This is a genomic window from Cupriavidus sp. YR651 (assembly GCF_900101625.1).
GTDB lineage: Bacteria > Pseudomonadota > Gammaproteobacteria > Burkholderiales > Burkholderiaceae > Cupriavidus.
The window spans coordinates 22,755-48,117 of the sequence record NZ_FMYZ01000004.1; the positions used below are offsets into that span (position 1 = coordinate 22,755).

Consider the following 25,363-nt stretch of genomic DNA (forward strand, 5'->3'; position numbering starts at 1 on the left):
GCAAATCCGCAGACATGCGTGGTCAGGCTCCGCGGAGGCAATGCAGCGGGGCCTGACGGCTAGCTTCGGAGGAGGTGGCGATCAGGCGAGCGCCAGGCGCCGCGGCCCCGGGCGGGCATGCCGGCGACCGTCAATGGCCTTGAGCGGGTCGCGCAAGACCGCCGTTCCGACATCCATGATGTCGCGCAACGCGGCACTGTCCGGCGTGTGCTCCGGCATCCAGAAATGCAGCGCGGCCCAACTGGGAAAATTGCTGGGCGGCGGCAGCAGGCGCGTCTTGCGGTCGCGCGTGACCAGTGGCACGTTGAAATCGAGCACCGGGCAGATGCCGCCGGCCGAATGCAGCAGCGTGATCTGTGTGTGCCACGATGGCACGACTGTTTCGCGATGGCCCGGAGTGTTGGCCTGGCGGGCCAGGAAGGTATGCAGCGGGCTGCTGGCCTCGCAATCTTCCTGCAGCAGGATCCAGTCGCTTTCCGAGTCGTCGTTGCCGCTGACGCGGGCGGCGCTGACCAGCCGTCGCGGCGTGGCCAGTATGCTGTGCGGGATGACGCCTTCCGGCACGTTGGCGCCATCGACGACGAACGCGCAATCCAGTTCGCCATTATCCAGGTTGGCCGCAAGCGTCGCGCCTGCAATAACCGGTCTCGTAATGAAACTGTCGTGCGGAAACTGCTCGCAGAGCGCGGTGAGGATTTCGGTGATGACCGGGTCGCCGATCGACGACGAGAAGCCGATGGAAATCCGGCGACGCCCGCTCGTGTCATGGCTGGCGCAGGTGTCATGCGGGCGTACCAGCAGGTTCCATTTGGCCAGGATCTGGCGCGCGGTTTGTTCGAGCCGCAGCGCATGCGGCGTGGGTTCCAGCGTGCCGTTGCGTTTGACGAACAGGGCATCGCCGGTAATCTCCCGCAATCGTGCGAGGCTATAGGCCACCGTGGGCACGCGGCCCTGGGTGCAGGCCGCGACGGCATTGAGGTCGCGGTACTCCATCAGGAGAACAAAAACGTGCAAAAGCTTGGTGCTGACGTGCCGCATGCTGACTTCTCCCGATCCATGACATTTTTTTTGTCTTTGTTCTTGTTAGTGATGCAAGACAATCGCAACCTCTTGCAACCTTTGAGGCCGGCACACGCGAAACGCAGTGCGCCTTACGGCGGTCGATGCTTGAGACTGCTTGGGCGGGGGATTAGGTTTGCCCGGGTCACTGATCAAACTGGCAAGCTACATGACGCAACAGGGCGACTGATATCGCACATTGCGGCAGTGCTTCCTCTGCCTTCAGGCCGGTACGTGGCGGCGGCTCGCTGTTCATCACCTGTATTTGCCAGTCAGGTGTGGTGCCGTCGGGACGCCTGTCTGCAAATACCGGGTGGCGTGCTTTGCAGGCGTTTCGAAATTTAGTTGATGCCGAGGAATCTTAATACAACATCTTAAGAACTACTAGGAACGTGGTTCGAATTCTTGCAATTCGATGAGATCCAACGCTACTTTGTCCGGACAAGAAGACAACGCCGAAACCCGCTTGCCGCAAAGGAATATGGGCGTCGATGTCACATGTCGTACGTCATTCGAAAGCAATCGACGTGTGCAATTTGCGGTTTAATGCGATTGTTTTTTGCTGGCCTCGCAATCGGTTTTTTCCAAATTGGAGTGACAAAATTTACGTGCTCCGATTGCGTCGATGAGGCTCTTGCACGGCCCGCGCCACGTCGATCCGTCAGCGCATTTTCGCTGCGCTTGAACGACGCTTTCGGCGGCTCCAGAGAACGTCCCCTTGCAACGCGCCAGGCAGTTTCTTCGCTCATCCCTTGGCAGCTTCCTGGTCGCGTTTTCGAAAGTGCCGCAGATGCGCTTCCTCCAACGCACCCGCGGATGAATCCATGCGCCACGCGTATCGGCGCGCGCATCCCAAATGCCCTTCACGGTGCCTTGCCGAGCTGGCTGGAATCTCCGCTCAATTTGCTTAACTCGCGCCGCGAAGACACTGAATTGCCTTTTGCGCGAGCCGTAGGCTAACGTACGGCAAGGTCGGCAGGCCAGCGCGCCCGCCGCGCGGGCACTCGGCGAGCGGAGGCAAGGGTGTGAACAGACGCTATTCGGAAGAGCAGATCCGCATGTATCTGGCCGAGGCCGCCAATGGCGTGCCCGTGCGGGAGCTCTGCGCGCGATATGGCTTCAGCGATGCATCCTTCTACGGGTGGCGCGCGAAGTATGGTTCGCCGCGCCAGGCGGATGCACCCGATGGACGGCGGATCCGGCAGCTTCAGGAGGAGAACGCACGCCTGAAGAGTATGCTTGCGGACGCGCTGCTCAAGCTGGAATTGCTGCGCAACCGTACCGGCCGCCACGGCAACGGCAAGGACCACTGACATCCGGTTCGTGGCCGGCGCCGTGCATACCGGGGTTTTTTTGCAGGCGCACCGTGCAGGCGATGCGTCGATTTCTGGAGTATTGGGTGAATAGGTTTTTTGCAGCATTGGGCGTGGCGCTGTGGCTCGGACTGTCCATGGGCCAGGCGGGGGCGGCGCCGCCGCTGGATCCGTCCACGCCGATGGTGGCCCCGCCGCCGCCGCGCATGCTCGATCCTGCCACGGCTACCGTGGAGGACACCGACGGCACGCTGAGTGCATCGCAGCGCCAGCGCTGCCAGTCGCTGTTGGACCAACTCAGCGCCTTGCCCAAGGGGCCGCAATGGTCGCAAGGCAAATCGACCGTCACCACTGCTGACGGCCGCACCTATTCCACGCTGGAGCGGGCACCGGATCGCAAGCGACTGGAAGAGGCCTATCGCCAGGAGTGCGCGCAGGCGAAGAAGTAAGCGCGCCGAGCCAGGGATTGTGTGCGGCCGACTGCGGGCAGAAGCGCAGTCGGCGAGCACGCTGAAGGCCACGGCGATCGCACGATGTCGACATTGACGTCAACCGCGACAACTACCTCGACGTGAACCAGACCGCCATGCCGGCTTGCCCTGGGTGCTCAGGGTGTCGCCCCCACGCTGGCGGAGTCGTGCCGGGAATAGCGACGGGAGGTCCCCGCTCGCTGCGGCGCCACAACCCCATCGGTAGACCATACAGGACAGGCACGAGGTGCAGGAGGAGGCACCGCTATCGGGCGAGTTCCGGGTCATTCCAGCGAATTCGTCTGGTGTTCATTTGCCCGCGTCCAGCATAAAAGCCAGCTAACGGCCTTTATCGCGAGCGGTTCTGCATTCTTTTGTGGTGCTGATGTGGGTGTTTTCGACCGACCCATCCGCTGCCCGGCGCCCGCACGCTGCAAGCCCGGAATTGTTTCAAATATTCATGTTGTGTCTTGCAGACAATACTGCCGATCTCGTCACGATGCCTGTGTTATGCTGCGTCGCACAACAAGGGAGGGGACCCGTTCCAAGACGAGCAGGAGTCTTCACATGGTCAAAAGCATGTCCACGGACTGGGAAGCGCAATTGCGACAAATCGGTCGCGCGCAATTCCGGACCGCAAAGCAATTCCGATCGTGGCTGGGGCGCCTGGATATGGCGCAACCGGCTACCCGCCGCTCCCGCAATCCCGCGGTCGGCGATCCCGCGCCAGGCGATTTGCCGGGCGCCTGGCAGTCCCACAGCCTCGGACTGGCGCCATTGCCGGGCGAACTCGTCCCGCAACTGTCGTATCGCCTCTATATTCCATCCCGCGCCAAGGGCGCATTACCGGTGGTGGTCATGCTGCACGGCTGCCACCAGACGCCGGAAGATCTGGCCGCCGGCACAGGCATGAATGCGCTGGCCGAGCGGGAGGGCTTTATCGTTGTCTACCCGCAGCAACCGCTGCGGCGATCCGTCCATCGTTGCTGGCAATGGTTTGATCTGGCCGCCGAGGAGGGCGGGCGCGAGGCCCAGGCCGTCGCGATGCTGATCGACGAACTGGCCGGCCGGCCGGACGTGCGGCCGGATGAAATCTACCTGGCGGGTTTGTCCGCAGGCGCCGCGATGGCGGCCGTGGTGGCGCTGCGCTATCCGCAGAAGGTGGCCGCCGTTGGCTTGCATTCCGGCGTGGTGATCGGCGCCGCCGATTCCCCGCGCGCGGGGCTCAAGGCCATGCAGCACGGGTCCACCGCCGAGCCCGCGTGGCTGCTGGATGCCGCCGGGGTGTCGCCTGGCGGTCCGGAAATGCCCGCGATCGTGGTGCACGGCATGGCCGACGACGCCGTGCATCCGGTCAACGGGCGCCAGCTGGCACGGCAGTTCCTGGCCTATAACCGGCTCGACGATCGCCTGGGCACGGCGGCGGCCAACGACGCCCCGCCGGTGCCGGACGGCGATTTCCGCGAAGCGCGCTTCGGCCGCTGGAATCGCGATCTCGTCCGGCTGGTCGAAGTGGCAGGGCTGGGCCACGCCTGGAGTGGTGGCGACGGCAAGATCCGCTATCACAGCGAGACCGGCCCGAACGCCAGCGAGCTGATGTGGCAGTTTTTCCGCCAGCATCGGCGCGCCGCGGCATAAATCGCAGGCAACAAAAAAACGGGGAAGGCTTCTGGCCTTCCCCGTTTTTGTTTGGACGCGCCCGTTAGGTCGCGGCCCTGTCAGCCGCGCGCGCGATTGCGCACAAACAGCGCGGTGATGATGCCGATCAGGCAGACGCCGACCACATAGTGCGCCGGCGCCAGCGGATCATTCTTCAGCATCAGCGTGACGACGACCGGCGTCAGGCCGCCGAAAATCGCGTAGGACATGTTGTACGAGAAGGACAGGCCCGAGAACCGGACCTGCGCCGGAAACGCGTGCACCAGCACGTAAGGCACCGCGCCGATGGTGCCGACGAAAAAGCCGGCCAGCGCGTAGAGCGGCAGCAGCAGGTCCGGGCGGGCGCCGATCATGGTGTACAGCGCGTAGGCCGTGGCGGCCAGCAGGATGCCGCCAGCGAACAGCGTGCGGCGCGCGCCGATGCGGTCGGCCAGCACGCCAGCCACCACGCAGCCGACCGACAGGCACAGCGTGGCCACACTGTTGGCCACCAGCGCCGTGCGGCCGTCAAAGCCGTACAGCTTCTGCAGGAACGTCGGCGTCATCAGGATCACCACGACGATACCGGCGGACAGCATCCAGGTCAGCAGCATCGACACCAGCACCGCGCCGCGATGATCGCGCACGACGGACTTCAGCGGCATTTCCTCGGCCAGCGCCTTGCGTTGCTGGAGCTCGGCGAACACCGGAGTCTCATGCAGCCAGCGGCGCAGGTACATCGAGCCGATGCCAAACACGCCGCCCAGCAGGAACGGCACGCGCCAGCCATAGTCCGCCAGCTCCGCCGGGGTGAAGACGGTGTTGATACCCGTCGCCACCAGCGAGCCCAGCAGGATGCCGGCCGTCAGGCCCGCGGTCAGCGTGCCGCAGGCATAGCCGATATGGCGATTGGGCACGTGTTCCGAGACGAACACCCATGCGCCGGGGACTTCGCCACCGACCGCCGCGCCTTGCAGGATGCGCAGCAGCAGCAGCGCCACGGGGGCCAGCAGGCCGATCGCATGATAGGTGGGCAGCAATCCCATCAGCAGCGTCGGCACGGACATTAGCAGGATGGACAGCGTGAACATCTTCTTGCGGCCCAGCAGGTCGCCGAAGTGCGCCATGATGATGCCGCCTAGCGGACGGGCCAGGTAGCCGGCCGCGAAGATGCCGAAGGTTTGCAGCTGGCGCAGCCAATCCGGCACGGTCGGCGGGAAAAACAGCTGGCCGATCACCGTGGCGAAGAAGACAAAAATAATGAAATCGTAGAACTCGAGCGCGCCTCCGAGGGCGGCAAGGGCAAGCGTCTTGTAATCCTGGCCGGTCAGCGGGCGTGCGGCTTTGCCGCCTTGCGCACCCAGTGCCCCGGCAGTACTGCTGGAGGTGGACATGAAATGACTCGCATGGATGAATTCACATGCGAAGCGCGCAACACGGGTGACGTGAGAGAGACGGCCGAAGGGATGACAGCGCGGAATTTGGCGAACCTGGAATGGCGGGTAGGCCGGCAGGCTTGCGACTGACGCTTCGCAAAGGCGTAAAGATACCAGATCAACCCAATCGGCCTCTGGGCTCGCGCAACCGGCGATTCAAAATCTCCCTTTGCGCTGCCATAATCCGTGTCCATAATGAAATAAAAAGTGAAATCCGGGGCACAAAGCGCCATGAAAGTTGGGCGTGTGGGGTCAAATCTTCTGGGGTGACATGGCTTTCAAGGATTCCATCCAGTCCGCCACCGGGGCCGCCATGGCGACGCCTCGCCGGCGGGTGGCGGTGCGTGTGGCAGGCGGCGTGGTGGCCGCCGTGGCGGTATTCGGGCTCGCGGGATATTTCGGCGGTCCGCCGCTGATCAAATACCTCGTCGAGAAAAACGCGACGGAGTCACTGGGACGCAAGGTCACGCTGGGCGAGGCGCATGTGCGGCCGTTCGAGCTGGCCGCGACGCTCAGGGACCTGACCATCTTCGAGCCCGACGGCAAGACGCCGATGGTGACGCTCGGCGAGGTCGAAGCCAACACGTCGGCCGCATCGGTCTGGCACCTGGCCCCGGTGGTCGATTTCCTTCATATCGACCGGCTGGCCGTGCACGTGGTGCGCGACGCCAGCGGCCGCATGAACTTTGCCGATGTGCAGGAGCGCTTTGCCGCGCAGCCGCCCAAGCCGGCCGACAGCAAGCCGGCGCGCTTCTCCGTCAGCAATATCGCCGTGACCAACAGCAGCTTTGTCTACGAGGACAAGCCGCTCGATACCACGCAGCGCGTGGAGAATTTCACGCTGACGCTGCCGTTCCTGTCCAACCTGCCGCACGACGTCACGATCAACACGCGCCCGACGCTCTTCGCCAAGATCAATGGCACGCCGCTGGCGCTGGACGGCACGTCGCAGCCGTTTGCCGATACGCGCGAGACCCATCTCAACGTCAACCTGGATGGCCTGGAGGTTGCGAAGTACATGCCGTTCGCTCCGCGCCTCAAGGATGCCGAGGTCAAGGGCGGGCTTGTCGATACACGGCTGAAGGTCGGTTTCCTGCAGGCGAAGGACAAGCAGGACTTGTTTGTCTCCGGCACGATCACGCTGCGCGATGCCGACGTCCAGACCCATGCCGGTGCTCCGCTGATCAAGGCGGGCAAGCTGGCCGTGGACCTGGATCGCGTGGAACCGCTTGCGCACACGGCGCACGTCAAGAGCATCGACCTCGAAGGGCTCGGCCTGCAGGCGGCCCGCCGCGCCGACGGCACACTGAACCTGGCCACAGCCTTCCTGCCCGAGTCAGCCAAGGCGCCCGCGCCCGCGGCCACACCCGCCTCAGCCGCCGCAGCCGGACCCCGGCCCGCGCCGGCATCGGCGCCAGCCGCCGCTGGCGTGCAGGCACCGCCCGCCGCGGAGAGCGCACCGTGGTCGTACGCCGTGGACCGCGTGACGCTGAAGGAGGCGAAGCTGGGATTTGCGGATGAGCTCGCGCCGTCGGGTCCCGGCAAGCTCGACATCGGCCCCGTCAACGTGGATGTGACCGGTCTGGCCAGCACGGGCGACAAGCCCGCCACGCTCAACGCCACGGTGACCATCGCCGATGGCCAGACGCTGAAGCACACGGGCGAACTGGGCCTGAAGCAAGGCACGCTGGCCGGCACGCTGGAGTCCACGGGGCTGCGTCCGCAGGGCTTCTCCGCATGGTGGCCGCGCGAACTGCAAAGCCAGTTCGGCGAGACCGGCGTCAACGCGGAACTGCACTACAAGATGGCCTGGTCGCAACCGGTGTTCCAGTTCACGCTCGAGAAATCGCGGCTGGAACTCTCCCCGGTCTACGTGACGACGCGCGAGCCGGTCAAGCTGCCGGCGACGCCTGCGGCGGACAACACCGACCGCGCCGGCCGCCAGGATCGCGCGGACAACGCCGATCGCAATAATGGTCGCAACAAGGGGCGTGCCGTCCGTGTGACGCGCACCCAGCCGCGCGTGGCTGACCTGGAGGGCGCCAACCTGCCGCTCGTCAAGGCGGACAAGCTCGTGGTGGAAGACATCAACCTCGACCTGGCCAAGCAAAGCTTCGCGGCGGGGCAGGTGTCGCTGGTGCAGCCGCAGATAGCAGCCACGCGGGATCATCGCGGCGAACTGCTGGAGATGGCGCGCATCTGGGCCGCCGCATCGGCGGAGCAGAAGGCCGCGCCGGCGAAGGCGCCGCAAGCCCCGCAGGCGTTGCGGCCCGCCACGCCCGCCGCCAATGGCGCCAACGCCGCGACTGCCGCCAACGGCACCAGTGGTGCGGCGCCCGGCTGGAAGGTGCGACTCGGCAAGGTATCGGTCGATCGCGGCGCTGCGCGGCTGGCCGACTACGAGCCGGCTGACGCCAACCGTGGCCGCCCGGTGGTTCACCAGTTCCGCAATGTCGGCCTGGATACCGGCGCGATCTCGTGGCCGCTTGCGGCCGCGCCGGTGCCCGTCAAGCTGCATGCGGAAAGCGGCCGCAAGGGCGTCATGAACATGGAGGGCGATATCCTGCCGACCGCGCCGGGAGCGCAGCTCCAGCTCGATCTGCGCGAACTCGACGTTGCCCCGCTGCAGCCGTACCTGGCGGATCGGTTCAACGCGGCCTTGCGCAGCGGCGTGATGACCGTGAAGGGCAAGCTGAGCGTCAATGCTCCAGCCGGCAAGCCGATCGCGGCGCGCTTCAGCGGTAACGCCATCGCGGGCAATCTGCGCTCCGTGGACCGCATCACCGGCGAGGACTTCCTGCGCTGGCGCAGCCTGGCGGTGACCGGCATCGACTTCAACATGGATGATGCCAAGGGGCCGTTGCAGCTGGGCATCAACAACGTGGCGCTGTCCGATTTCTATGCGCGCGTGATCCTGAATGCCAACGGCCGCCTGAACTTGCAGGACGTGATGGCCGGCGGCGCGGCGAAGGGGGAGGCGGCGCCTTCCACCAGCCTGACGCAGGCAAGCCCCGCATCCGCGCCCGCCGCCCAGGCGCCTGCCGCCGCTGCGCCTGCGCCAGCGGGCACGCGCCCGCAGATCCGGCTGGGCGGGGTGGCCATCAACAAAGGCAACATCAATTTCTCGGACTTCTTCGTCAAGCCCAACTACACCGCGAACCTGACCGACATGAAGGGGTCGGTGTCGAAGGTGTCGTCCGGCGACCCCACGCCCGCGGACCTGGTGCTCGATGGCAGGCTGGATGACGACGCGCCGGTCAGCATCAGCGGCAAGATCAATCCGCTTGGCGAGCAGCTTTTCCTGGACATCGCCGCCAAGGCCGCCGGCGTGGAGCTGACGCGCCTGACGCCGTATGCGGCCAAGTACGCCGGGTACCCGATCACCAAGGGCAAGCTCACGGTGGATGTGGCGTACAAGATCGAGAACGGCAAGCTTGACGCGAAGAACCACCTTTACCTCGACCAGCTCACGTTCGGTGACAAGGTGGATAGTCCGGATGCGGTGAAGCTGCCGGTGCTGCTGGCGGTGTCGCTGCTCAAGGACCGCAATGGCGTGATCGACATCAACCTGCCGGTGTCGGGGTCGTTGTCCGATCCCGAGTTCAGCATCGGCGGCGTGATCGTGCGCGTGATCGTCAACCTGCTGGCCAAGGCCATCACGTCGCCGTTCGCGCTGATTGCATCGGCGTTCGGCGGCAGTGGCGAGGAGCTTGGCTATATCGAGTTTGCGCCGGGCTCCTCCACGCTGAACGATGCCGCGCGCGAGAAGATCACCACCGTGGGCAAGGCGCTGAACGACCGGCCGTCGCTGAGGCTGGAGATCAGCGGCCGTATCGACCCGGCCACGGATGCCGATGGCGCCCGCCGCGTCTGGCTGAACCAGCGCGTGGCCGATGCCAAGCAGCGCGAATTGCGCCGCAGCGCGCAGGCGGGCGACCAGGCCGAGGAGGGCGAAGGTGGCCAGCAGGGCGCGCGCGTGACCGTATCGCCGCAGGAATATCCGAAGTACCTGGAAGCGGTCTACAAGCGCGAATCGTTCAAGAAGCCCCGCAACTTCATCGGCCTGACCAAGTCGCTGCCGACGCAGGAAATGGAAAAGCTGCTGCTGGAGAACGCCCCAGTGACGGATACCGAACTGCGTGCCCTGGCCGACCAGCGTGCGCTGGCCGTCAAGCAATCGCTCGAAAATGACGGCAAAGTGCCGGATGCGAAACTCTTCCTGACGGCGCCAAAGCTCACCGCCGAAGGCATCAAGGACAAGGGCGCCCCGAATCGCGTCGATTTCTCGATTCGTCAGTGACCGGAGCGGTTTGGCGGCGGCGGCGCCTGAGGCGCGCCGCCGCCAAACCGCGTATCATTCGGCCGGTCCATTTTTCGATTCGGAGAGCGTTTTGCAGCAGGAAGCCGTTGTCTACAAGACCTGGGTTTGCATCATTTGCGGATGGGTGTACGACGAGGAACAGGGCTGGCCCGATGACGGCATCGCCCCCGGCACGCGCTGGGAAGACATCCCGGCGGACTGGCGTTGCCCGGAATGCGATGTGACGAAGGAAGACTTTGCGATGATCGAGCTCTGATCATCCGGTGATGGAATGCGTTGCCGCCTGGCAACGCACAGTCCGGCACGGCGCGCTAGTGGCGCTGTGTCGAACGGAAGATGCCGACGCGCCCGCGCCCGCGCCGGCGCGCGCATCGCGTGTAGCGCATCCGGTACGGATGGCTGCAACGCCAGAATGCGGTGGCCACGGTCACGATCAGCAGCGTCGCCATGATCGTGGCGATCACGGTGAGCGACATCGCGCCTCCCCTCTCTCAAAAGGCGCCAGGCCAGGCCGCTAGATCAATAGCGGCAGCGCCTCGAGTACCAGCACCCCAAGCAGGACACCGATGATCGCGCCCGCGCAACGGCAACTGATGCGAAGCGCCTTGGCGGCTACCGGAATCGCACCCATCGCCAACAGCCCGACGAGTGCCATGGGGATCAGGAATACAAGATCATGCGCCTGAAGGTGCAGCATGGCGGTCTCCTGTCTTGCTTCTTTGTGAATTCAGTATAGGTCCTGTGTGGCGAATACAAGGCGAGCGCGCTCGGGGTTCTCCCGCACCGCTTGCCTGCGCAGTCCGCATCCGTCCCGCCCTCACTGCCGCCAGAAGTATCGGATCGAAGACTTTCATCGCGTGTTTTGCGCCGGGCACGCTGCAGACCGTGGCGTTTCCCCCGCACCGTATGCCGCGCTTGCGGCGCGTATCCTATGCTGGACACATGCGCGACCCCATGGCCTGGCCGAGCGTCGCGTAGAGATCGATTGGAGACGAAGGACGCTGGAGGGCGCTATGGAACTTCACATGCAATCGCACCACTACGTGCGCCGCCTGCCCGACTGGGGTGCGGCTGCCGTATCGGGGCTGGCGGCGGGCGCGCTGCTGATCGTGGTGGAACTGTTCTGGTCGACCATGGTGTCGGGCATCAACCCGTGGGCCACCACGCGGATGATCGCGGCGATCGTGATGGGTCCGGAGGTGCTGCAGACCTCGCTGTTCAGCATGGCCACGGTGGCCGCGGCGCTGGTGATCCACTTCGTGCTGGGCGCGATACTGGGCATGGTGCTTTGCGCAATCATCGCGCCGTTCCAGCTGGATTCCAGTATCGGCATGTCCATGCTGGCCGGAGCCGTGTTCGGCGTGGTGGTCTACCTGTTCAACTTCTACGTGATGACGGGCATGTTCGCGTGGTTTGTCGACGCGCGCGGCTGGCACACGCTGGTGGGCCACATGATCTTCGGCATATGCATCGCGCTGTGCTACTGGAAGCTGGAGTCGCGCGACGTGTCGCATTAGCGGCGTCCTGCCTGGGATGTACCGGTTGCGTCGCGCGCTTTGCTATTACACGGGCCGCGCGCGGCAACGATGGCGGTTGGGATCGCGAATCCCATCCGCCATTTTTTATGCTGCGCCGCATCCCGCGTGTGCCTGGTGCAGCGCCGCACACGCATGTGCGGATGTCGCCTTGCAGTGACCTGAGCCGATGCACTAGTCTTATTCCACCTGCGTGACTTGCACATCCCTCGCGGCACGGTGCCGTGTGGAGGAGGGTGGATATGGCGATGGCCATCGCACTCGTTGTCCTCGTCGTCGCTTCGGTGCTCTTTCATTTCCTGAGCCCGTGGTGGGCGACGCCGCTTGCGTCCAACTGGAAGCAGATGGACGACACGCTGACCATTACCCTGGTCATCACAGGCATCTTCTTCATCGTCATCAACCTGTTCATCGGCTACATCGTCTGGCGTTACCGCCATCGCGAAGGGCATCGCGCGGCCTACCAGCCGGAAAACCGCAAGATGGATCTCTGGCTGACCGGCCTGACCGCGGTCGGCATCATGGCGCTGCTGGCGCCCGGCCTGATCGTGTATGCCGACTACGTGCGGCCGCCGCGCGAGGCCATGGTGCTGGAAGTGGTGGGGCAGCAGTGGCAATGGGCGTTCCGTTTTCCGGGCAAGAGTGGCGAGCTCGGTACTTCGGATCCGCGCTTCGTCAACGCCGGCAATCCGCTCGGGCTGAATCCAGACGACCCGAACGGGCAGGACGATGTGATCGTGGTCGGCCCCGAGGTGCACCTGCCGCTCAATCGCCCGATCAAGGTGTTGCTACGCTCCAAGGACGTGCTGCATGACTTCTACGTGCCGCCATTTCGCGCACGGATGAACATGGTGCCGGGCATGGTGACGTCGTTCTGGTTCACGCCCACGCAGGCCGGCAAGTACGACATCCTCTGCGCGCAGCTCTGCGGCGTGGGGCACTACAACATGCGCGGGCATGTGGTGGTGGAGGATCAGGCGGCCTTCGACGCGTGGCTGGCAAAGCAGCCGACGTTCGCGCTGACGATGGCGAAGAGCGCACCGCCGGTGGCGGCGCCCGGCACGGCGGCTACCCCGTCCGCCGCTGGCACGGACCTGGTCGAGCAGGGACGCGCGCTGGCCCAAAGCAAGGGCTGCGTCGGATGTCACAGCATCGATGGCAGCCCCGGTGTGGGGCCGACGTGGAAGGGGCTGTTCGGCAGCACGCAGGCGTTTGTCGATGGCAGCAGCGCGCCCGTCGACGATGCGTTCCTGAAAAAGGAAATCGAGGATCCGCAGGCCCGGGTCGTGAAGGGCTTCGGACCCCTGATGCCCAAGATGCCGGTGACCGATGCCGAAGTGGCGGCACTGTCCGCGTATATCCGTGCGCTGGGCACCGGCGCCGCCGGGACGCCGCAGGCCGGCAAGCAGTGACACAAAGCGGGAGGAAGAGATGGCCTACGCCGATGATGCCGCCCACCACGGTCCGCAGAGTTTCTGGACGCGCTACGTCTGGAGCCAGGATCACAAGGTGATTGCCGTGCAGTACACCATCGTCGCCATCGTGGTGGGGCTGGTGGGCGTGGCGCTGTCCAATCTCATGCGTTTGCAGCTGGGGTTTCCGGGCAAGTTCGATTTCATCGACGCCAACCGCTACTACCAGTTCGTCACCATGCACGGGATGATCATGGTGATCTACCTGCTGACGGCATTGTTCCTGGGCGGCTTCGGCAACTACCTGATCCCGCTGATGGTGGGCGCGCGCGACATGGTGTTCCCGTTCCTCAACATGCTGAGCTTCTGGGTCTACTTCCTGTCGGTGATCGTGCTGCTGGCCAGCTTCTTCGTTCCCGGCGGGCCAACCGGGGCGGGCTGGACGCTCTATCCACCACAGGCCATCCTGCCCGGCACGCCGGGCCATGAATGGGGCATCATCCTGATGCTGGTGTCGCTGGTGATCTTCATCGTCGCCGCGACGATGGGCGGCCTGAACTACGTGACCACGGTGCTGCAGGCCCGTACGGAAGGCATGACGATGCTGCGCATGCCGCTGGCCGTGTGGGGCATCTTCATGGCGACGATCCTGGCGCTGCTGGCATTTCCGGCGCTGTTCGTGTCCGGCGTGATGATGCTGCTGGACAAGACGCTGGGCACCAGCTTCTTCATGCCCGCGATGGTGTCGATGGGCCAGCAGCTCAACTACAAGGGCGGCAGCCCGTTGCTGTTCCAGCATCTGTTCTGGTTCTTTGGTCACCCCGAGGTCTATATCGTGGCGCTGCCGGCGTTCGGCATCGTGTCTGACCTGGTCAGCGTGCATTCGCGCAAGAGCATCTTCGGCTACCGCACGATGGTCTGGGCGATCCTGGCCATCGGCCTGCTGTCCGTGGTGGTGTGGGCGCACCACATGTTCGTCAGCGGGATGAATCCGTATTTCGGCTTCTTCTTTGCCACGACCACGCTGATCATCGCGGTGCCCACGGCCATCAAGGTCTACAACTGGGTCATCACGCTGTGGCGCGGCGATATTCACTTCTCGGTGCCGATGCTGTTTGCCATCGCGTTCATCAGCACGTTCGTGATCGGCGGCCTGACGGGACTGTTCCTCGGCAACGTGAGCGTGGATATTCCGCTGTCCAACACGTATTTCGTGGTCGCGCACTTCCACATGGTGATGGGGGTATCGCCGATCCTGGTGGTGTTTGGCGGCATCTACCACTGGTATCCGAAAGTGACCGGGCGCATGCTGAACGACACGCTGGGCCGCATCCACTTCTGGGTGACGTTCGTTGGCACGTACGCGATCTTCTTCCCGATGCACTACCTGGGCATTCTGGGCATGCCCCGCCGCTACTACGCCTACGACAACTACAGCTTTATCCCCGAGTCGGCGCATGTGATGAACATGTATATCTCGATCGCGGCCTTCGTGGTGGCCACGGCGCAGTTGCTGTTTGTCTTCAACCTGATGTGGAGCCTGCGGCGCGGCCAGCCGGCCGGCCCGAACCCATGGCGCGCGGCGTCGCTCGAATGGCAGACCCCGCAGACGCCGCCCGAGCACGGCAACTGGGGGCCGCATCTGCCGGTGGCGCACCGCTGGGCCTATGCGTACAGCGTGCCCGGGGCCCCGGAAGACTTCATCGCGCAGAATGCGCCGCCTGATGCCGGCGGGGCCGAACCCGAACCGCATGCCAGCCGGGGAGCCGTAGCATGAACGCCGAATCGCTTGCGACCGACACGCCAGCCGGGGTCTTCCGCGTCTCGCGCGAATCGCCCGAGGGCGGCTCGACGGGCGGAGACGCCACGCATGGTCATGGCACGCGCGCACCCGGCAGCATCGGGCTGTGGGTGTTCATGGGCGTGGTGACAGCGCTGTTTTCGCTGTTCCTGGCCGCGTACGCGATGCGCATGGATAGCCCGGACTGGCAGCAAGTCACGCTGCCGTGGCAGGTCTGGCTGTCCACCGCATTGCTGGCGGGCGCCAGCGTGGCGATGCAGGTCGCCGTGCGCGCGGGCCGGGCCGGAAGGATGGTGCGTGCACGCCGCGCGTTGCGAATCGGCGGCCTGGGCGCAGCCGCATTCGTGGCCTCCCAGCTATGGGCCTGGCAAGCCCTCTATGCGCTGCACGTGGTGCCGGCCAACAACCCGGCCGGAAGCTTCTTCTACCTGCTGACGGCGATGCACGGGTTGCATATGCTCGGCGGGCTGGTGGGATTCGCGTTCGTCATGACGGACCGGGGCAGCGGCACGCGCACCGTGATGCGCATCGGCCTGTGCGCGCGCTACTGGCACTTCCTGCTCGCGGTCTGGATCGTGCTGCTTGCCGCGCTGGGCTGGCTGACGCCGGAAATCGTGCGCTATATCTGCGGCACCGCATAAGAGGGGAGGGAATGACGATGTCCTCGCAAGCCACTTCGTCGACGCAACCGTCCCCGGGCGGGCTGGATCACATGCCGGAGGGCCTCAAGGGCCTGGTGGCCGACTGGTCGTCGGACCAGCGCGCGTTCAAGGTGTCGTGGGGCAAGGCCATGATGTGGATCTTCCTCCTGTCCGATACCTTCGTCTTCAGCTGCTTCCTGACCGGCTACATGACCGTGCGCATGTCCACCACGGTGCCCTGGCCGAATCCGAGCGAAGTCTTTGCGCTGCAGATCGGTGGCGAGCCTATTCCATTGATCCTGATCGCGATCATGACGTTCGTGCTGATCACCAGCAGCGGCACCATGGCGATGGCCGTCAACTTCGCCTACCGGCGCCAGCGCCGCGAATGCGCGCTGCTGATGCTGGCCACCGCCATACTCGGCGCGTCCTTCGTCGGCATGCAGGCGTTCGAATGGACCAAGCTGATCGTCGATGAAGGCGTGCGGCCCTGGGGCAACCCGATGGGGGCGGCGCAGTTCGGCTCCACGTTCTTCATGATCACGGGCTTCCACGGCTTTCACGTGACCTGCGGCGTGATCTACCTGCTGGTGATCGCCAGCAAGGTCCTGCGCGGTCATTACGAGGCGGGCGGCAACTACCAGGTGGTGGAGATCGCCGGGCTGTACTGGCACTTCGTGGACCTGGTCTGGGTGTTTATCTTCGCGTTGTTCTATCTCTGGTGAGGCTGGCCATGGCATCGACTCCCACCGCTCCCCCGCCCGACCCGGCGATACACGCGCCCGCGCACAGCGGCCAGCAACATCCGATCGGCCTGTACCTGAAGGTGTGGGTCCTGCTGTTCATCCTGTCCACGATGTCATACATGGTGGACTACTTTCACCTGTCCGGTTACCTGCGCTGGTTCCTGATCCTGCTGTTCATGGCGTTGAAGGCGGGGCTGATCATCGCCGTGTTCATGCACATGGCGTGGGAACGCATGGCGCTGATCTGCGCCATCCTGCTGCCGCCGCTGTGCCTGCTGGTACTGGTGTGGCTGATGGCGGCCGAGGCAGACTACACTTTCCTCACGCGCGGCGTCTTCTTCCGTTGAAGCCGGGTTACACCCGGCCCAGCCGCGCGGCTCCCATGCGAGGAACCTGCCAGCCATGCACGCCGCTACCGAAAGCATCCTGCTCTACAACCACGGCCGCGATCCCGAGCGGTTGACGCTCAAGCTGGCCGCCATCGCCGCAGACCCTTTTGCGTTCTTCCGTGGCACCAACCATCTCTATGCCGCATCGATGGCAACGGAGGCTGACCTGTTGCAGGCGCCCACCACGTACGTCTGCGGTGACCTGCACGTGGAGAACTTCGGCACGTTCAAGGGCGACAACGGCCTGGTGTATTTCGACCTGAATGATTTTGACGATGCGATGGTGGCGCCACTGACGGTCGACGTGGTCCGGATGCTGTCGAGCGTGATGGTGGCCGGCGAACGGTTCGGGCTGTCCGAGCCCGATACCCGTGCCGCCTGCACGCACATGTTGTCGGAATACACGACCGCGCTGCGCGCCGGCAAGCCTCGCTGGGTGGAACGTGCCACGGCCATCGGACTGGTGGCCACGCTGCTGCGGCAGGTCAAGCGCCGCAAGCGCGGTGCGCTGCTGGCTTCTCGTACGGAGCTGCGTGATGGCCGGCGCCGGCTGGAGTTCGACCGCCACGCGATGCCCGCCGACAAGGCCGGGCGCCACAGTGGCATCGAGATCCTGGCGGAGTACTCGAAGCAGGAGCATCACGGCCATCGGTTCGTGGCGGAAGATGTGGCGAGACGCGTGGCCGGCGTCGGGAGCCTGGGGCTGGAACGCTATGTGGTGCTGGCGCATGAGCGGGACGTGCCGACCGCGCTCCGGCTGATCGATATCAAGCGCGCCGCGCCGAGCGCATGGGACCGCATGCCAAAGCGCAGTCAGCCGCGCTGGGGCAGCGACGCGCAACGCGTGGTGGCAATCCAGCAAGTCATGCAGGCCGCATCGCCGGCGCTGCTGTCCTATGTGCCGATGGGGAGCGCGTCATACGTCGTCAAGAGCCTGCAGCCGACGACCGATCGCGTCGACCTTGAGCATTGTCGCGACAAGGCCGCGTTGCAGGCGGTGCTGGCGACGATGGCGCACGCGGCGGCGTGGGCGCACCTGCGCGGCTGCGGCCATCATGCCGCGGACCGGATCGAACAGTTGCAGGATTTTGCCGCGGGCGGGCGCTGGCAATCGACGGCACTGCGGCTGGCAAAGCACGGAAGGGACGTGTCGCTGGCGCAGTGGAGGGCGTACACCGAGGACTACGGCATCGCGCGGGGCGCGGCCGAGAAGTTGGCCCGGAAGAAGAGGTGATGTGAGGGGAGGTGCCGGGGCTGGCTGCCCTCCCCGCAGGGGGAGGGCGCCAACTGGCAGGGCGTCAGGCCTGCCGGGTGCGTCTGGAACGCGTCAGGAACGCGTCAAGCTTGCGTCAAGCTGGCGGGCCTGGCTTGCGAGCCAGGCGCCGCCGCACTGCATCAAACCTGCGTAATAAACTTCGTCACCAGGTAGCCATCGAACGTTTCCTGGCCGCCTTCGCTGCCGATGCCCGAGTCCTTGATGCCGCCGAACGGGGTCTCGGCCAGCGCCATGCCGAAGTGGTTGACGTTGACCATGCCGGCTTCCAGCCCGCTCGACACCAGGTTGGCGGTCTTCAGGGAATTCGTGAAGACATACGACGCCAGGCCGAAAGGCAGGCTGTTGGCGCGGCGCAGGGCTTCCTCCGCATCCTTGAAGCGCGTCACCGGGGCCACCGGGCCGAACGGCTCGTCCACCATCAGCCTGGCATCGTCGGGCAGGTCCGTGACCACGGTCGGTGCGAAGAAGAATCCCTTGTCGCCGATGCGCGAACCGCCCGCCACGATCTTGCCGCCACGCTGGTTCGCGTCATCGAGGAACTGCTCCATCGACGCGATGCGACGCTCGTGCGCCAGCGGGCCCATCTGGGTGCCATCGTCCAGGCCATTGCCGACCTTGATCGATCCGATGACCTCGGTGAAGCGGGCCAGGAACTTGTCGTAGGCTTTTTCCTGCACATAGAAGCGCGTCGGCGAGACGCACACCTGGCCGGCGTTGCGCAGCTTGAAGCGCGCCAGCATCTCGGCGGCGGGCTCGATGTCGGCGTCGTCGAACACCAGCACCGGCGAGTGGCCGCCCAGCTCCATCGTCATGCGCTTCATGTGAGCGCCGGCCAGCGCGGCCAGCTGCTTGCCCACCGGCACCGAACCCGTGAAGGAGATCTTGCGCACGATCGGCGATTCGATCAGGTAAGTGGAGATTTCGCCGGGCACGCCCCAGACGATATTCAGCACGCCCGGGGGCAGGCCTGCATCGTGGAACAGGCGAGCCAGCGCGACCACGGCGCTCGGGGAGTCCTCCGGGCCCTTCAGGATCAGCGTGCAGCCCGCGCCCAATGCGGCGACGATCTTGCGGATGGCCTGGTTGAACGGGAAGTTCCACGGCGTGAAGGCGGCGCAGACGCCGATCGGTTCGCGCACGACGATCTGGCGCACGGCCGGGTTGCGCGGCGGGATCACGCGGCCATAGATACGGCGGGCTTCCTCGGCGTGCCATTCGGCGTGTTCGGCGCAGATCATGACTTCGCCAACGGCTTCGGCCAGCGGCTTGCCCTGATCCAGCGTGATGTCGCGGCCAATTTCCTTGGCGCGGGTGCGGGTCAGCTCCGCCACCTTGCGCAGGATCGCGGAACGCTCCAGCGGCGAGGTCTTCTTCCACGTCTCGAAGGCGCGCTGTGCGGCAGCCAGGGCACGGTCCAGGTCCGCGCGGTTGGCGTGCGGCAGCTTGCCGAGGACTTCCTGCGTCGCCGGATTGATGACGTCCTGCTCGCGACGGTCCCCTCCCTTGATGAATTCCCCATCGATGTAGAGGGCGAGATCCTGATACATGCGTGTCTCCTGAGTGAGTTGGACGGCGCGCCGGGGCGGCGTGCCGCAAGCGGGTCGGGTCGAGAAACCGCAAGCTTAACGCGTTGGGGCGGTTCGCGCACAGGGCCTTCACCGGCCGCCGCGGACCTCGGTGGATCCCTGCCGCATTCCTGCCAGGCAGGCGGGCGGCGCGGCCGATAATCGGCCACCTCCGCCAGGCTTGTGAGGGCAGGTCCACGCGGACTAGACTGCCAGATTCCCACTCGTACGCGCACCGGCTCCCGCCATTTCCAGCGGCGCCTGACGACTTCCCCGCCATGAAGCCTGACGCCAGACTGACCACGGGCCCGATCGGCCGGACCCTGCTGCTGTTTTCCCTGCCGGTGCTGGGCAGCAACATCCTGCAGTCGCTCAATGCGTCCATCAATTCGGTCTGGGTGGGCCGCTTCCTGGGTGAAGCGGCGCTGACCGCGACGTCCAACGCCAACATCATCCTTTTCTTCCTGCTGGGCGTGGTGTTCGGCATCAGCATGGCCAACACGATCATGATCGGCCAGGCGGTCGGCGCGCGCGACATCCATGAGGCGCGCCGCATCGTCGGCACCAGCACCACGTTTTTCGTGGGGTTATCCGTGCTCGCCGCCGTGCTGGGTTTCATCTTCACCCCGCATATCCTGACGGCGATGCACACGCCGGCAGACGCCGCGCCGCTGGCCGTGATCTACCTGCGCATCATCTTCGTGGCGTTGCCGTTCATGTACTTCTACAACTTCGTGATGATGACGCTGCGCGGCGCGGGGGATTCGCGCACGCCGTTCTACTTCATGCTGCTGTCGGCGATCCTGGACGTGGTGCTCAACCCGGTGCTGATCTTTGGCATCGGCCCCTTGCCGGCGCTGGGTATCGCGGGCTCCGCGCTGGCCACACTGATCGCGCAGATGACGAGCCTGGTGGCGATGATCGCGCTGCTCTACAAGCGCCGCCATTTCCTGCTGCTGCATCGGGAGCAACTGGCGCTGCTGAAGCCCGATCCGGCGATCCTGCGCGCACTGGTGAACAAGGGCTTGCCGATGGGATTGCAGATGGTCGTGATCTCGTCGTCGGCCATCGTGATGATGTCGCTCGTCAATACCTATGGCTCGCAGACCACTGCGGCGTATGGCGTGGCGTCGCAACTGTGGACGTACGTGCAGATGCCGGCGCTGGCCGTGGGCGCCAGCGTGTCGTCGATGGTGGCGCAGAACGTCGGCGCGGGATTGTGGGCGCGCGTGTCGCGTGTCACGCAAGTGGGCCTGCTGTTCAACGTAGCGATGACCGGTGCGCTGGTCGGACTGATCTACCTGTTCAACCGCCATTCGCTCGGCTTGTTCCTCGGCGATGACAGCACCGCCATCGGCATTGCGCAGCACATCAATATCGTGGTGCTCTGGTCGTTCATCCTCTTCGGCTTCACCATCGTCGTGTTCGGCACCGTGCGTGCCACGGGTGCCGTGATGGCGCCGCTGCTCATCCTGTTCATCTCGATGTGGGTGATTCGCCTGCCGTTTGCATGGCTGCTCGGTCCGCATATCGGTGCGGAATCGATCTGGTGGAGCTTCCCGCTAGGCTCGGTGGTATCCGTCGCGCTGGCGTTTGGCTACTACCGCTTCGGCAACTGGAAGCGCAGCCACATCCTGCCTGGTGCGCCGCACGCGCAAGCGGTGGGCCAGGCGCCGGATACGAGCATGGGCACGCCGTGCGAGGACGCGGATGGCACCGATGGCGCCGTCGAAGGCGTCAATGCGGCAGCGGCACCGCTGCGCTGATGCCACGCCGCGCCGAAACAAGCATCCACTTCTTCGCATGAGAGACATTCGCTGCGCGCCGTGCGGCGTCGCGGCGAAACTGTAAGCCAACCGAAAGGCCCGCACCGCGCGCTTTTCCGTCTTGCCGCATCAGGCGGCGTCCTTCCCTTACGTTCACCTTTCGAGGCGCGCTTTCATTTGCCTTACATCGCGTGCGGCCTCGCGATGCGATGCATCACATCATGATGTATTGCCGAAAAACGCATGACGGTGGGCCTCATTGGGAAATACCCTAGACCCCAGACAAATGAAAGGCGGCTGAAAGATCGCGTCTCTACTGTTCGCACCATCGCGTCGAACGTGTACGTATCTGCGCGTTCGCAGTGTGGGGCGTCCGAGCCGGCGTGCCATGCGGTACCGCTTTTCATAACTTTGAGGAGATTCGTTTTGCGCATACGCAGCCAAAAGGACTTTGCCTCCGGCCTGATGTTCGTCTTGGTCGGTCTGGGCTTTTCCTTCGTCGCGCGCGGCTATTCCATGGGAACAGCCGCCAAGATGGGACCCGGATATTTTCCGTTTCTGCTCGGACTGGTGCTTGCCTTCCTGGGCGCCATCGTAACGGTGGGTTCCCTGTCGATGAAGCGCGAGGAAGATCAGCTCGCTCGCTGGGACTTGAAAACCCTGTTGTGGATTCTCGGTTCCGTGGTGCTGTTCGGCCTGTTGCTCAAGCCGCTCGGCATGGTGTTGTCGGTGTTCGTGCTGGTGCTGGTCTCGTCGATGGCGAGCCACGAATTCAGCTGGAAGGGCGCGCTCGCCAATGGCGTGGTGCTCGTGCTGATCAGCCTTGGCGCCTTCGTGTACGGCATCAACCTGCAGATGCCGGTATGGCCGGCCTTCATTACCGGCTAAGGAGACGCATCACATGGAATTGTTCAGTCACCTTGCCCTGGGTTTCTCCACGGCATTGTCCCTCCAGAACCTCGCGTACGCCTTTCTGGGCTGCGTGCTGGGTACCCTGATCGGTGTGCTGCCGGGCCTGGGGCCTCTGGCCACCATCGCCATGCTGCTGCCGGTGACCTACACGCTGCCCCCGGTGGCCGCGCTGATCATGCTGGCCGGTATTTACTACGGCGCCCAGTACGGTGGTTCCACGACCGCCATCCTGGTGAACCTGCCCGGTGAATCGTCGTCGGTGGTGACCACCATCGACGGCTACCAGATGGCACGACGTGGCCGTGCCGGCGTGGCGCTGGCCACCGCCGGTCTGGGCTCGTTCTTCGCCGGCTGCGTGGCCACGCTGATCCTGGCGGCCTTCGCAACGCCGCTGTCGGAACTGGCGTTCAAGTTCGGCCCCGCCGAATACTTCTCGCTGATGGTGCTGGGCCTGATCGGTGCCGTGGTGCTGGCTTCGGGTTCGCTGCCCAAGGCGGTGTCGATGATCGTGCTGGGTCTGCTGATGGGCCTGATCGGCACCGACGTGAACTCGGGCGCCGCACGTTTCTCGTTCGACATCCCGGAGCTCACCGACGGCATCGACTTCGTCGCGCTGGCGATGGGTATGTTCGGTTTCGCGGAAATCATCGCGAACCTCGAACAGAAGGAGGCGCGCGAAACGTTCACGAACAAGGTGACCAACCTCTGGCCGACCAAGGCGGACTTCAAGCGCATGATCCCGGCGGTACTGCGTGGCACGGCGCTGGGTTCCGCACTGGGCATCCTGCCCGGCGGCGGTGCGGCACTGGCTTCGTTTGCAGCCTACTCGCTGGAAAAGAAGACGTCGAAGTATGCGCATGAATTCGGCAAGGGCGCGATCGAAGGCGTGGCAGGTCCGGAATCGGCCAACAACGCCGCGGCACAGACCTCGTTCATCCCGCTGCTGACGCTGGGTATTCCGCCTAACGCCGTGATGGCGCTGATGGTGGGTGCGATGACCATCCACAACATCCAGCCCGGTCCGCAGGTGATGACCAGCAACCCGGCGCTGTTCTGGGGCCTGATCGCCTCGATGTGGATCGGCAACCTCATGCTGATCATCCTGAACCTGCCGATGATCGGCATCTGGGTGAAGCTGCTGAACGTGCCGTACCGCTACCTGTACCCCGCCATCCTCACGTTCTGCGGCATCGGCGTGTACTCGGTCAACAACAACACCTTCGACGTGTTCAAGACCGCAGCCTTCGGCGTGATCGGCTACCTGTTCATCAAGCTCAAGTGCGAACCGGCACCGCTGCTGCTCGGCTTCGTGCTGGGACCGATGATGGAAGAGAACTTCCGCCGCTCGCTGCTGCTGTCGCGTGGTGACTTCAGCGTATTCGTGACGCGTCCGTTGTCGATGGGCCTGCTGATCGCCGCCGCCGCACTGGTGGCTGTGGTGGCCCTGCCGTCGATCAAGGCCAAGCGCGAAGAAGCGTTCCAGGAAGAGTAGCGCTCCGTGGCGCACCGGAACGGCGCCGGCGGAAACCGGCGTGCATAACGCAAGCTTTCGGGGTGCCTCGCGCACCCCGTTTTTTTAAGAGAGAACTTGCCCGACTGCGGCTGCAGTCATGGGCTGCGCATGATGATCCGAATTCCCGCACTGGCTGCGTCGACTGCGCCCATGAAAACGCCATCACTCGACCGGGTCGTATCCCGGCTCTATATCCTCAAGCTTGTCCAGGCTAGCCCGTCCACCGTCTTCAATCTGATGGAGCGACTGCGCGAGCGCGGCATCGACAAGAACATCCGTGCGCTGCGGCCGGTCCTGCGCAGCCTGATGATTGCGCGCTCCATCACGGCCGAACTGGTCGAGGGCAACGGCCGCGTGTATTCCATCACCAACAGTGGCCGCGCGGAGCTGGACGCCTACCTGTCTCATCTCGACGTGCTCAAGTCCGACCTCGCCAGCAACGATGAGGACGCAGGCGACGCACAAAAGCAGGACACCGCCTGAAGCGGCGGCGTCCTGTTGCGGCGCTGAAGGGCGCGCGGCGGGCAGTTGCCTGCTTACTGCGTCACGAGTTCTTGAGCCGTCGTATTGCTGGTATTGCTTTGCGCCACCAGCACCTTGATCCGGTTGGGAATCACGGCACCAAAGCCGTCCGCCGGGATCGTGGTGATCAGCCAGTCGTCGTTCCTGGCAACCGTCAGCGCCCCCGAATCGAAGATCACGCTCTTGGTGCCCGCCGTGGTGATGCGCAGGCGATACGTGCCGCCATCCACATAGATCGAATCCTGCCCCGAAGGCGGCACCGCGTTCTTGTAGGAGACGCCGGCAATCGTCGGCGACACGGTGTTCAGGTCGAGCGCAGGCGTGGTCAGGTACATGTCGACGTTCTGCGCGTTGATCGACGCGTTCAGGCCGCGAATGCGTGCGGAGGTGGACAGAATGCCCTTGCCATAGGGATCGTCGATCTGGATCACATCCGCTGTTGCGGTGCCTGGCAACGCGACCACCGTGTACTTGTGGCCCGTATGGGCATCGACCGTCGTGGCGCCGATCTGCGTCGCCGTCCCGGTCAGGTTGAACGCAAACAGGTTGCTGCCCGTGGCAACGTCGAAATAGCCGGACACCGTCTTGTACGGAATGTTCTGCAGCGAGGTCTTGGTGCCGTTCTGCAGGACGTCGACATTGGGGCCCGCCGTGATCGCATGGATCACGCGCACCGACGGCTTGCTCAGGCCCACGCGATCGTCAATGCTGTCGTCACCGCCGCTGCATGCAGCCAGCACCGCCGTGGCCGCCAGTGCCAGGCCCAGAAGGATCTTGCTCTTGATTGGTTTCATGGATTCACCTCATGCCATTGGGATTGCGCTTGCCTGATGCAACGATAGGCATGGCGGGTGGAGGCAGGCAGGCGGAGGGTTCCGAATCCACTGTCGGAGGAGTCCGACAATCTGGTTGCAAGGCTGACACGCACGTCGCGATGCGTGCGTGTAGCGGATACAAACCGGCGGGTCCAGGGGCATCCAGAACGGATGCGTGTGGAAATTCTTACATCGCGAGCGCCATCCTTGCAGCGCCTTGGCGTATCGATCCG

At 64.7% G+C, this 25,363-nt stretch carries 23 protein-coding genes; 16 read left to right on the forward strand and 7 right to left on the reverse strand.

Translation table 11 applies throughout. From position 1 onward, the window contains the following. Nucleotides 1-81: 81 nt before the first annotated feature. Both BLR29_RS12765 and BLR29_RS31940 read right to left on the reverse strand, forming a co-directional pair. On the reverse strand, nucleotides 82-1,038 hold the full coding sequence (locus BLR29_RS12765; RefSeq protein ID WP_092137362.1) for a LysR family transcriptional regulator: 957 nt from the start codon (nucleotides 1,036-1,038) through the stop codon (nucleotides 82-84). 515 nt (nucleotides 1,039-1,553) lie between these two features. Continuing rightward, nucleotides 1,554-1,808, reverse strand: coding sequence for a hypothetical protein (locus BLR29_RS31940; RefSeq protein WP_143018453.1), 255 nt, complete (start codon nucleotides 1,806-1,808; stop codon nucleotides 1,554-1,556). A gap of 276 nt (nucleotides 1,809-2,084) precedes the next feature. Here BLR29_RS31940 and BLR29_RS12770 point away from each other — a divergent pair, with 276 nt between their 5' ends. The 3 genes from BLR29_RS12770 to BLR29_RS12780 all read left to right on the forward strand — a co-directional run bounded on the left by BLR29_RS12770 (nucleotide 2,085) and on the right by BLR29_RS12780 (nucleotide 4,480). Next, nucleotides 2,085-2,372, forward strand: coding sequence for a transposase (locus BLR29_RS12770; protein WP_092137363.1), 288 nt, complete (start codon nucleotides 2,085-2,087; stop codon nucleotides 2,370-2,372). Nucleotides 2,373-2,509: 137 nt separating this feature from the next. Continuing rightward, nucleotides 2,510-2,821: a hypothetical protein gene (locus BLR29_RS12775; protein WP_255371251.1), complete on the forward strand. Its 312-nt coding sequence runs from the start codon at nucleotides 2,510-2,512 to the stop codon at nucleotides 2,819-2,821. A 588-nt stretch (nucleotides 2,822-3,409) separates the two neighbouring features. After that, entirely contained in the window at nucleotides 3,410-4,480 is a 1,071-nt protein-coding gene (locus BLR29_RS12780; RefSeq protein ID WP_092137364.1) for an extracellular catalytic domain type 1 short-chain-length polyhydroxyalkanoate depolymerase, read from the forward strand. An 80-nt stretch (nucleotides 4,481-4,560) separates the two neighbouring features. On the opposite strand, the gene BLR29_RS12785 is transcribed toward BLR29_RS12780, so the two are convergent. Continuing rightward, nucleotides 4,561-5,874 (reverse strand): MFS transporter, encoded by a 1,314-nt coding sequence (locus tag BLR29_RS12785; protein WP_092137365.1) that lies wholly within the window; start codon nucleotides 5,872-5,874, stop codon nucleotides 4,561-4,563. A 313-nt stretch (nucleotides 5,875-6,187) separates the two neighbouring features. Between BLR29_RS12785 and BLR29_RS12790 the strand changes: the two genes are divergently transcribed. After that, nucleotides 6,188-10,216 carry a DUF748 domain-containing protein gene (locus BLR29_RS12790; RefSeq protein ID WP_092137366.1) on the forward strand — a complete coding sequence of 1,343 codons (4,029 nt, stop codon included), beginning with the start codon at nucleotides 6,188-6,190 and terminating at the stop codon, nucleotides 10,214-10,216. A gap of 91 nt (nucleotides 10,217-10,307) precedes the next feature. Beyond that, nucleotides 10,308-10,493, forward strand: a complete 186-nt coding sequence (locus BLR29_RS12795; protein ID WP_092137789.1) for a rubredoxin — start codon at nucleotides 10,308-10,310, stop codon at nucleotides 10,491-10,493. Between the two features lie 55 nt (nucleotides 10,494-10,548). On the opposite strand, the gene BLR29_RS32420 is transcribed toward BLR29_RS12795, so the two are convergent. Then, nucleotides 10,549-10,713 carry a hypothetical protein gene (locus tag BLR29_RS32420; protein WP_176860939.1) on the reverse strand — a complete coding sequence of 55 codons (165 nt, stop codon included), beginning with the start codon at nucleotides 10,711-10,713 and terminating at the stop codon, nucleotides 10,549-10,551. A 38-nt stretch (nucleotides 10,714-10,751) separates the two neighbouring features. Continuing rightward, nucleotides 10,752-10,934 carry a hypothetical protein gene (locus tag BLR29_RS12800; RefSeq protein WP_092137367.1) on the reverse strand — a complete coding sequence of 61 codons (183 nt, stop codon included), beginning with the start codon at nucleotides 10,932-10,934 and terminating at the stop codon, nucleotides 10,752-10,754. A 316-nt stretch (nucleotides 10,935-11,250) separates the two neighbouring features. Between BLR29_RS12800 and BLR29_RS12805 the strand changes: the two genes are divergently transcribed. From BLR29_RS12805 to BLR29_RS12835, 7 genes are all read left to right on the forward strand, one after another. Beyond that, nucleotides 11,251-11,754: a hypothetical protein gene (locus BLR29_RS12805; protein WP_092137368.1), complete on the forward strand. Its 504-nt coding sequence runs from the start codon at nucleotides 11,251-11,253 to the stop codon at nucleotides 11,752-11,754. Nucleotides 11,755-12,014: 260 nt separating this feature from the next. Further along, nucleotides 12,015-13,184 (forward strand): cytochrome c oxidase subunit II, encoded by a 1,170-nt coding sequence (locus BLR29_RS12810; RefSeq protein ID WP_092137369.1) that lies wholly within the window; start codon nucleotides 12,015-12,017, stop codon nucleotides 13,182-13,184. A 19-nt stretch (nucleotides 13,185-13,203) separates the two neighbouring features. Beyond that, complete coding sequence (gene ctaD / locus BLR29_RS12815; RefSeq protein ID WP_092137370.1) at nucleotides 13,204-14,961, forward strand: cytochrome c oxidase subunit I; 1,758 nt, start codon at nucleotides 13,204-13,206, stop codon at nucleotides 14,959-14,961. Beyond that, the gene (locus BLR29_RS12820) at nucleotides 14,958-15,626 is read left to right on the forward strand and encodes a cytochrome c oxidase subunit 3 family protein (protein WP_092137371.1); all 669 of its coding nucleotides are present in this window, start codon (nucleotides 14,958-14,960) and stop codon (nucleotides 15,624-15,626) included. The genes ctaD and BLR29_RS12820 overlap by 4 nt, the downstream gene beginning before the upstream one ends. A 17-nt stretch (nucleotides 15,627-15,643) precedes the next feature. After that, nucleotides 15,644-16,351: a heme-copper oxidase subunit III family protein gene (locus tag BLR29_RS12825; protein WP_092137790.1), complete on the forward strand. Its 708-nt coding sequence runs from the start codon at nucleotides 15,644-15,646 to the stop codon at nucleotides 16,349-16,351. Nucleotides 16,352-16,359: 8 nt separating this feature from the next. Then, on the forward strand, nucleotides 16,360-16,719 hold the full coding sequence (locus BLR29_RS12830; RefSeq protein ID WP_092137372.1) for a cytochrome C oxidase subunit IV family protein: 360 nt from the start codon (nucleotides 16,360-16,362) through the stop codon (nucleotides 16,717-16,719). 55 nt (nucleotides 16,720-16,774) lie between these two features. Then, on the forward strand, nucleotides 16,775-17,995 hold the full coding sequence (locus BLR29_RS12835) for a DUF2252 domain-containing protein (protein WP_092137373.1): 1,221 nt from the start codon (nucleotides 16,775-16,777) through the stop codon (nucleotides 17,993-17,995). 161 nt (nucleotides 17,996-18,156) lie between these two features. On the opposite strand, the gene BLR29_RS12840 is transcribed toward BLR29_RS12835, so the two are convergent. Then, complete coding sequence (locus tag BLR29_RS12840) at nucleotides 18,157-19,584, reverse strand: NAD-dependent succinate-semialdehyde dehydrogenase (RefSeq protein ID WP_092137374.1); 1,428 nt, start codon at nucleotides 19,582-19,584, stop codon at nucleotides 18,157-18,159. A gap of 296 nt (nucleotides 19,585-19,880) precedes the next feature. Here BLR29_RS12840 and BLR29_RS12845 point away from each other — a divergent pair, with 296 nt between their 5' ends. From BLR29_RS12845 to BLR29_RS12860, 4 genes are all read left to right on the forward strand, one after another. Continuing rightward, nucleotides 19,881-21,368 carry an MATE family efflux transporter gene (locus BLR29_RS12845; protein WP_092137375.1) on the forward strand — a complete coding sequence of 496 codons (1,488 nt, stop codon included), beginning with the start codon at nucleotides 19,881-19,883 and terminating at the stop codon, nucleotides 21,366-21,368. 426 nt (nucleotides 21,369-21,794) lie between these two features. Then, nucleotides 21,795-22,256 carry a tripartite tricarboxylate transporter TctB family protein gene (locus tag BLR29_RS12850; RefSeq protein WP_092137376.1) on the forward strand — a complete coding sequence of 154 codons (462 nt, stop codon included), beginning with the start codon at nucleotides 21,795-21,797 and terminating at the stop codon, nucleotides 22,254-22,256. 13 nt (nucleotides 22,257-22,269) lie between these two features. Next, nucleotides 22,270-23,772: a tripartite tricarboxylate transporter permease gene (locus tag BLR29_RS12855; protein ID WP_092137377.1), complete on the forward strand. Its 1,503-nt coding sequence runs from the start codon at nucleotides 22,270-22,272 to the stop codon at nucleotides 23,770-23,772. Nucleotides 23,773-23,943: 171 nt separating this feature from the next. After that, nucleotides 23,944-24,276: a helix-turn-helix transcriptional regulator gene (locus tag BLR29_RS12860; RefSeq protein ID WP_092137378.1), complete on the forward strand. Its 333-nt coding sequence runs from the start codon at nucleotides 23,944-23,946 to the stop codon at nucleotides 24,274-24,276. A 53-nt stretch (nucleotides 24,277-24,329) separates the two neighbouring features. On the opposite strand, the gene BLR29_RS12865 is transcribed toward BLR29_RS12860, so the two are convergent. Continuing rightward, nucleotides 24,330-25,109 (reverse strand): DUF4397 domain-containing protein, encoded by a 780-nt coding sequence (locus tag BLR29_RS12865; protein ID WP_092137379.1) that lies wholly within the window; start codon nucleotides 25,107-25,109, stop codon nucleotides 24,330-24,332. Between the last annotated feature and the right edge of the window lie 254 nt (nucleotides 25,110-25,363).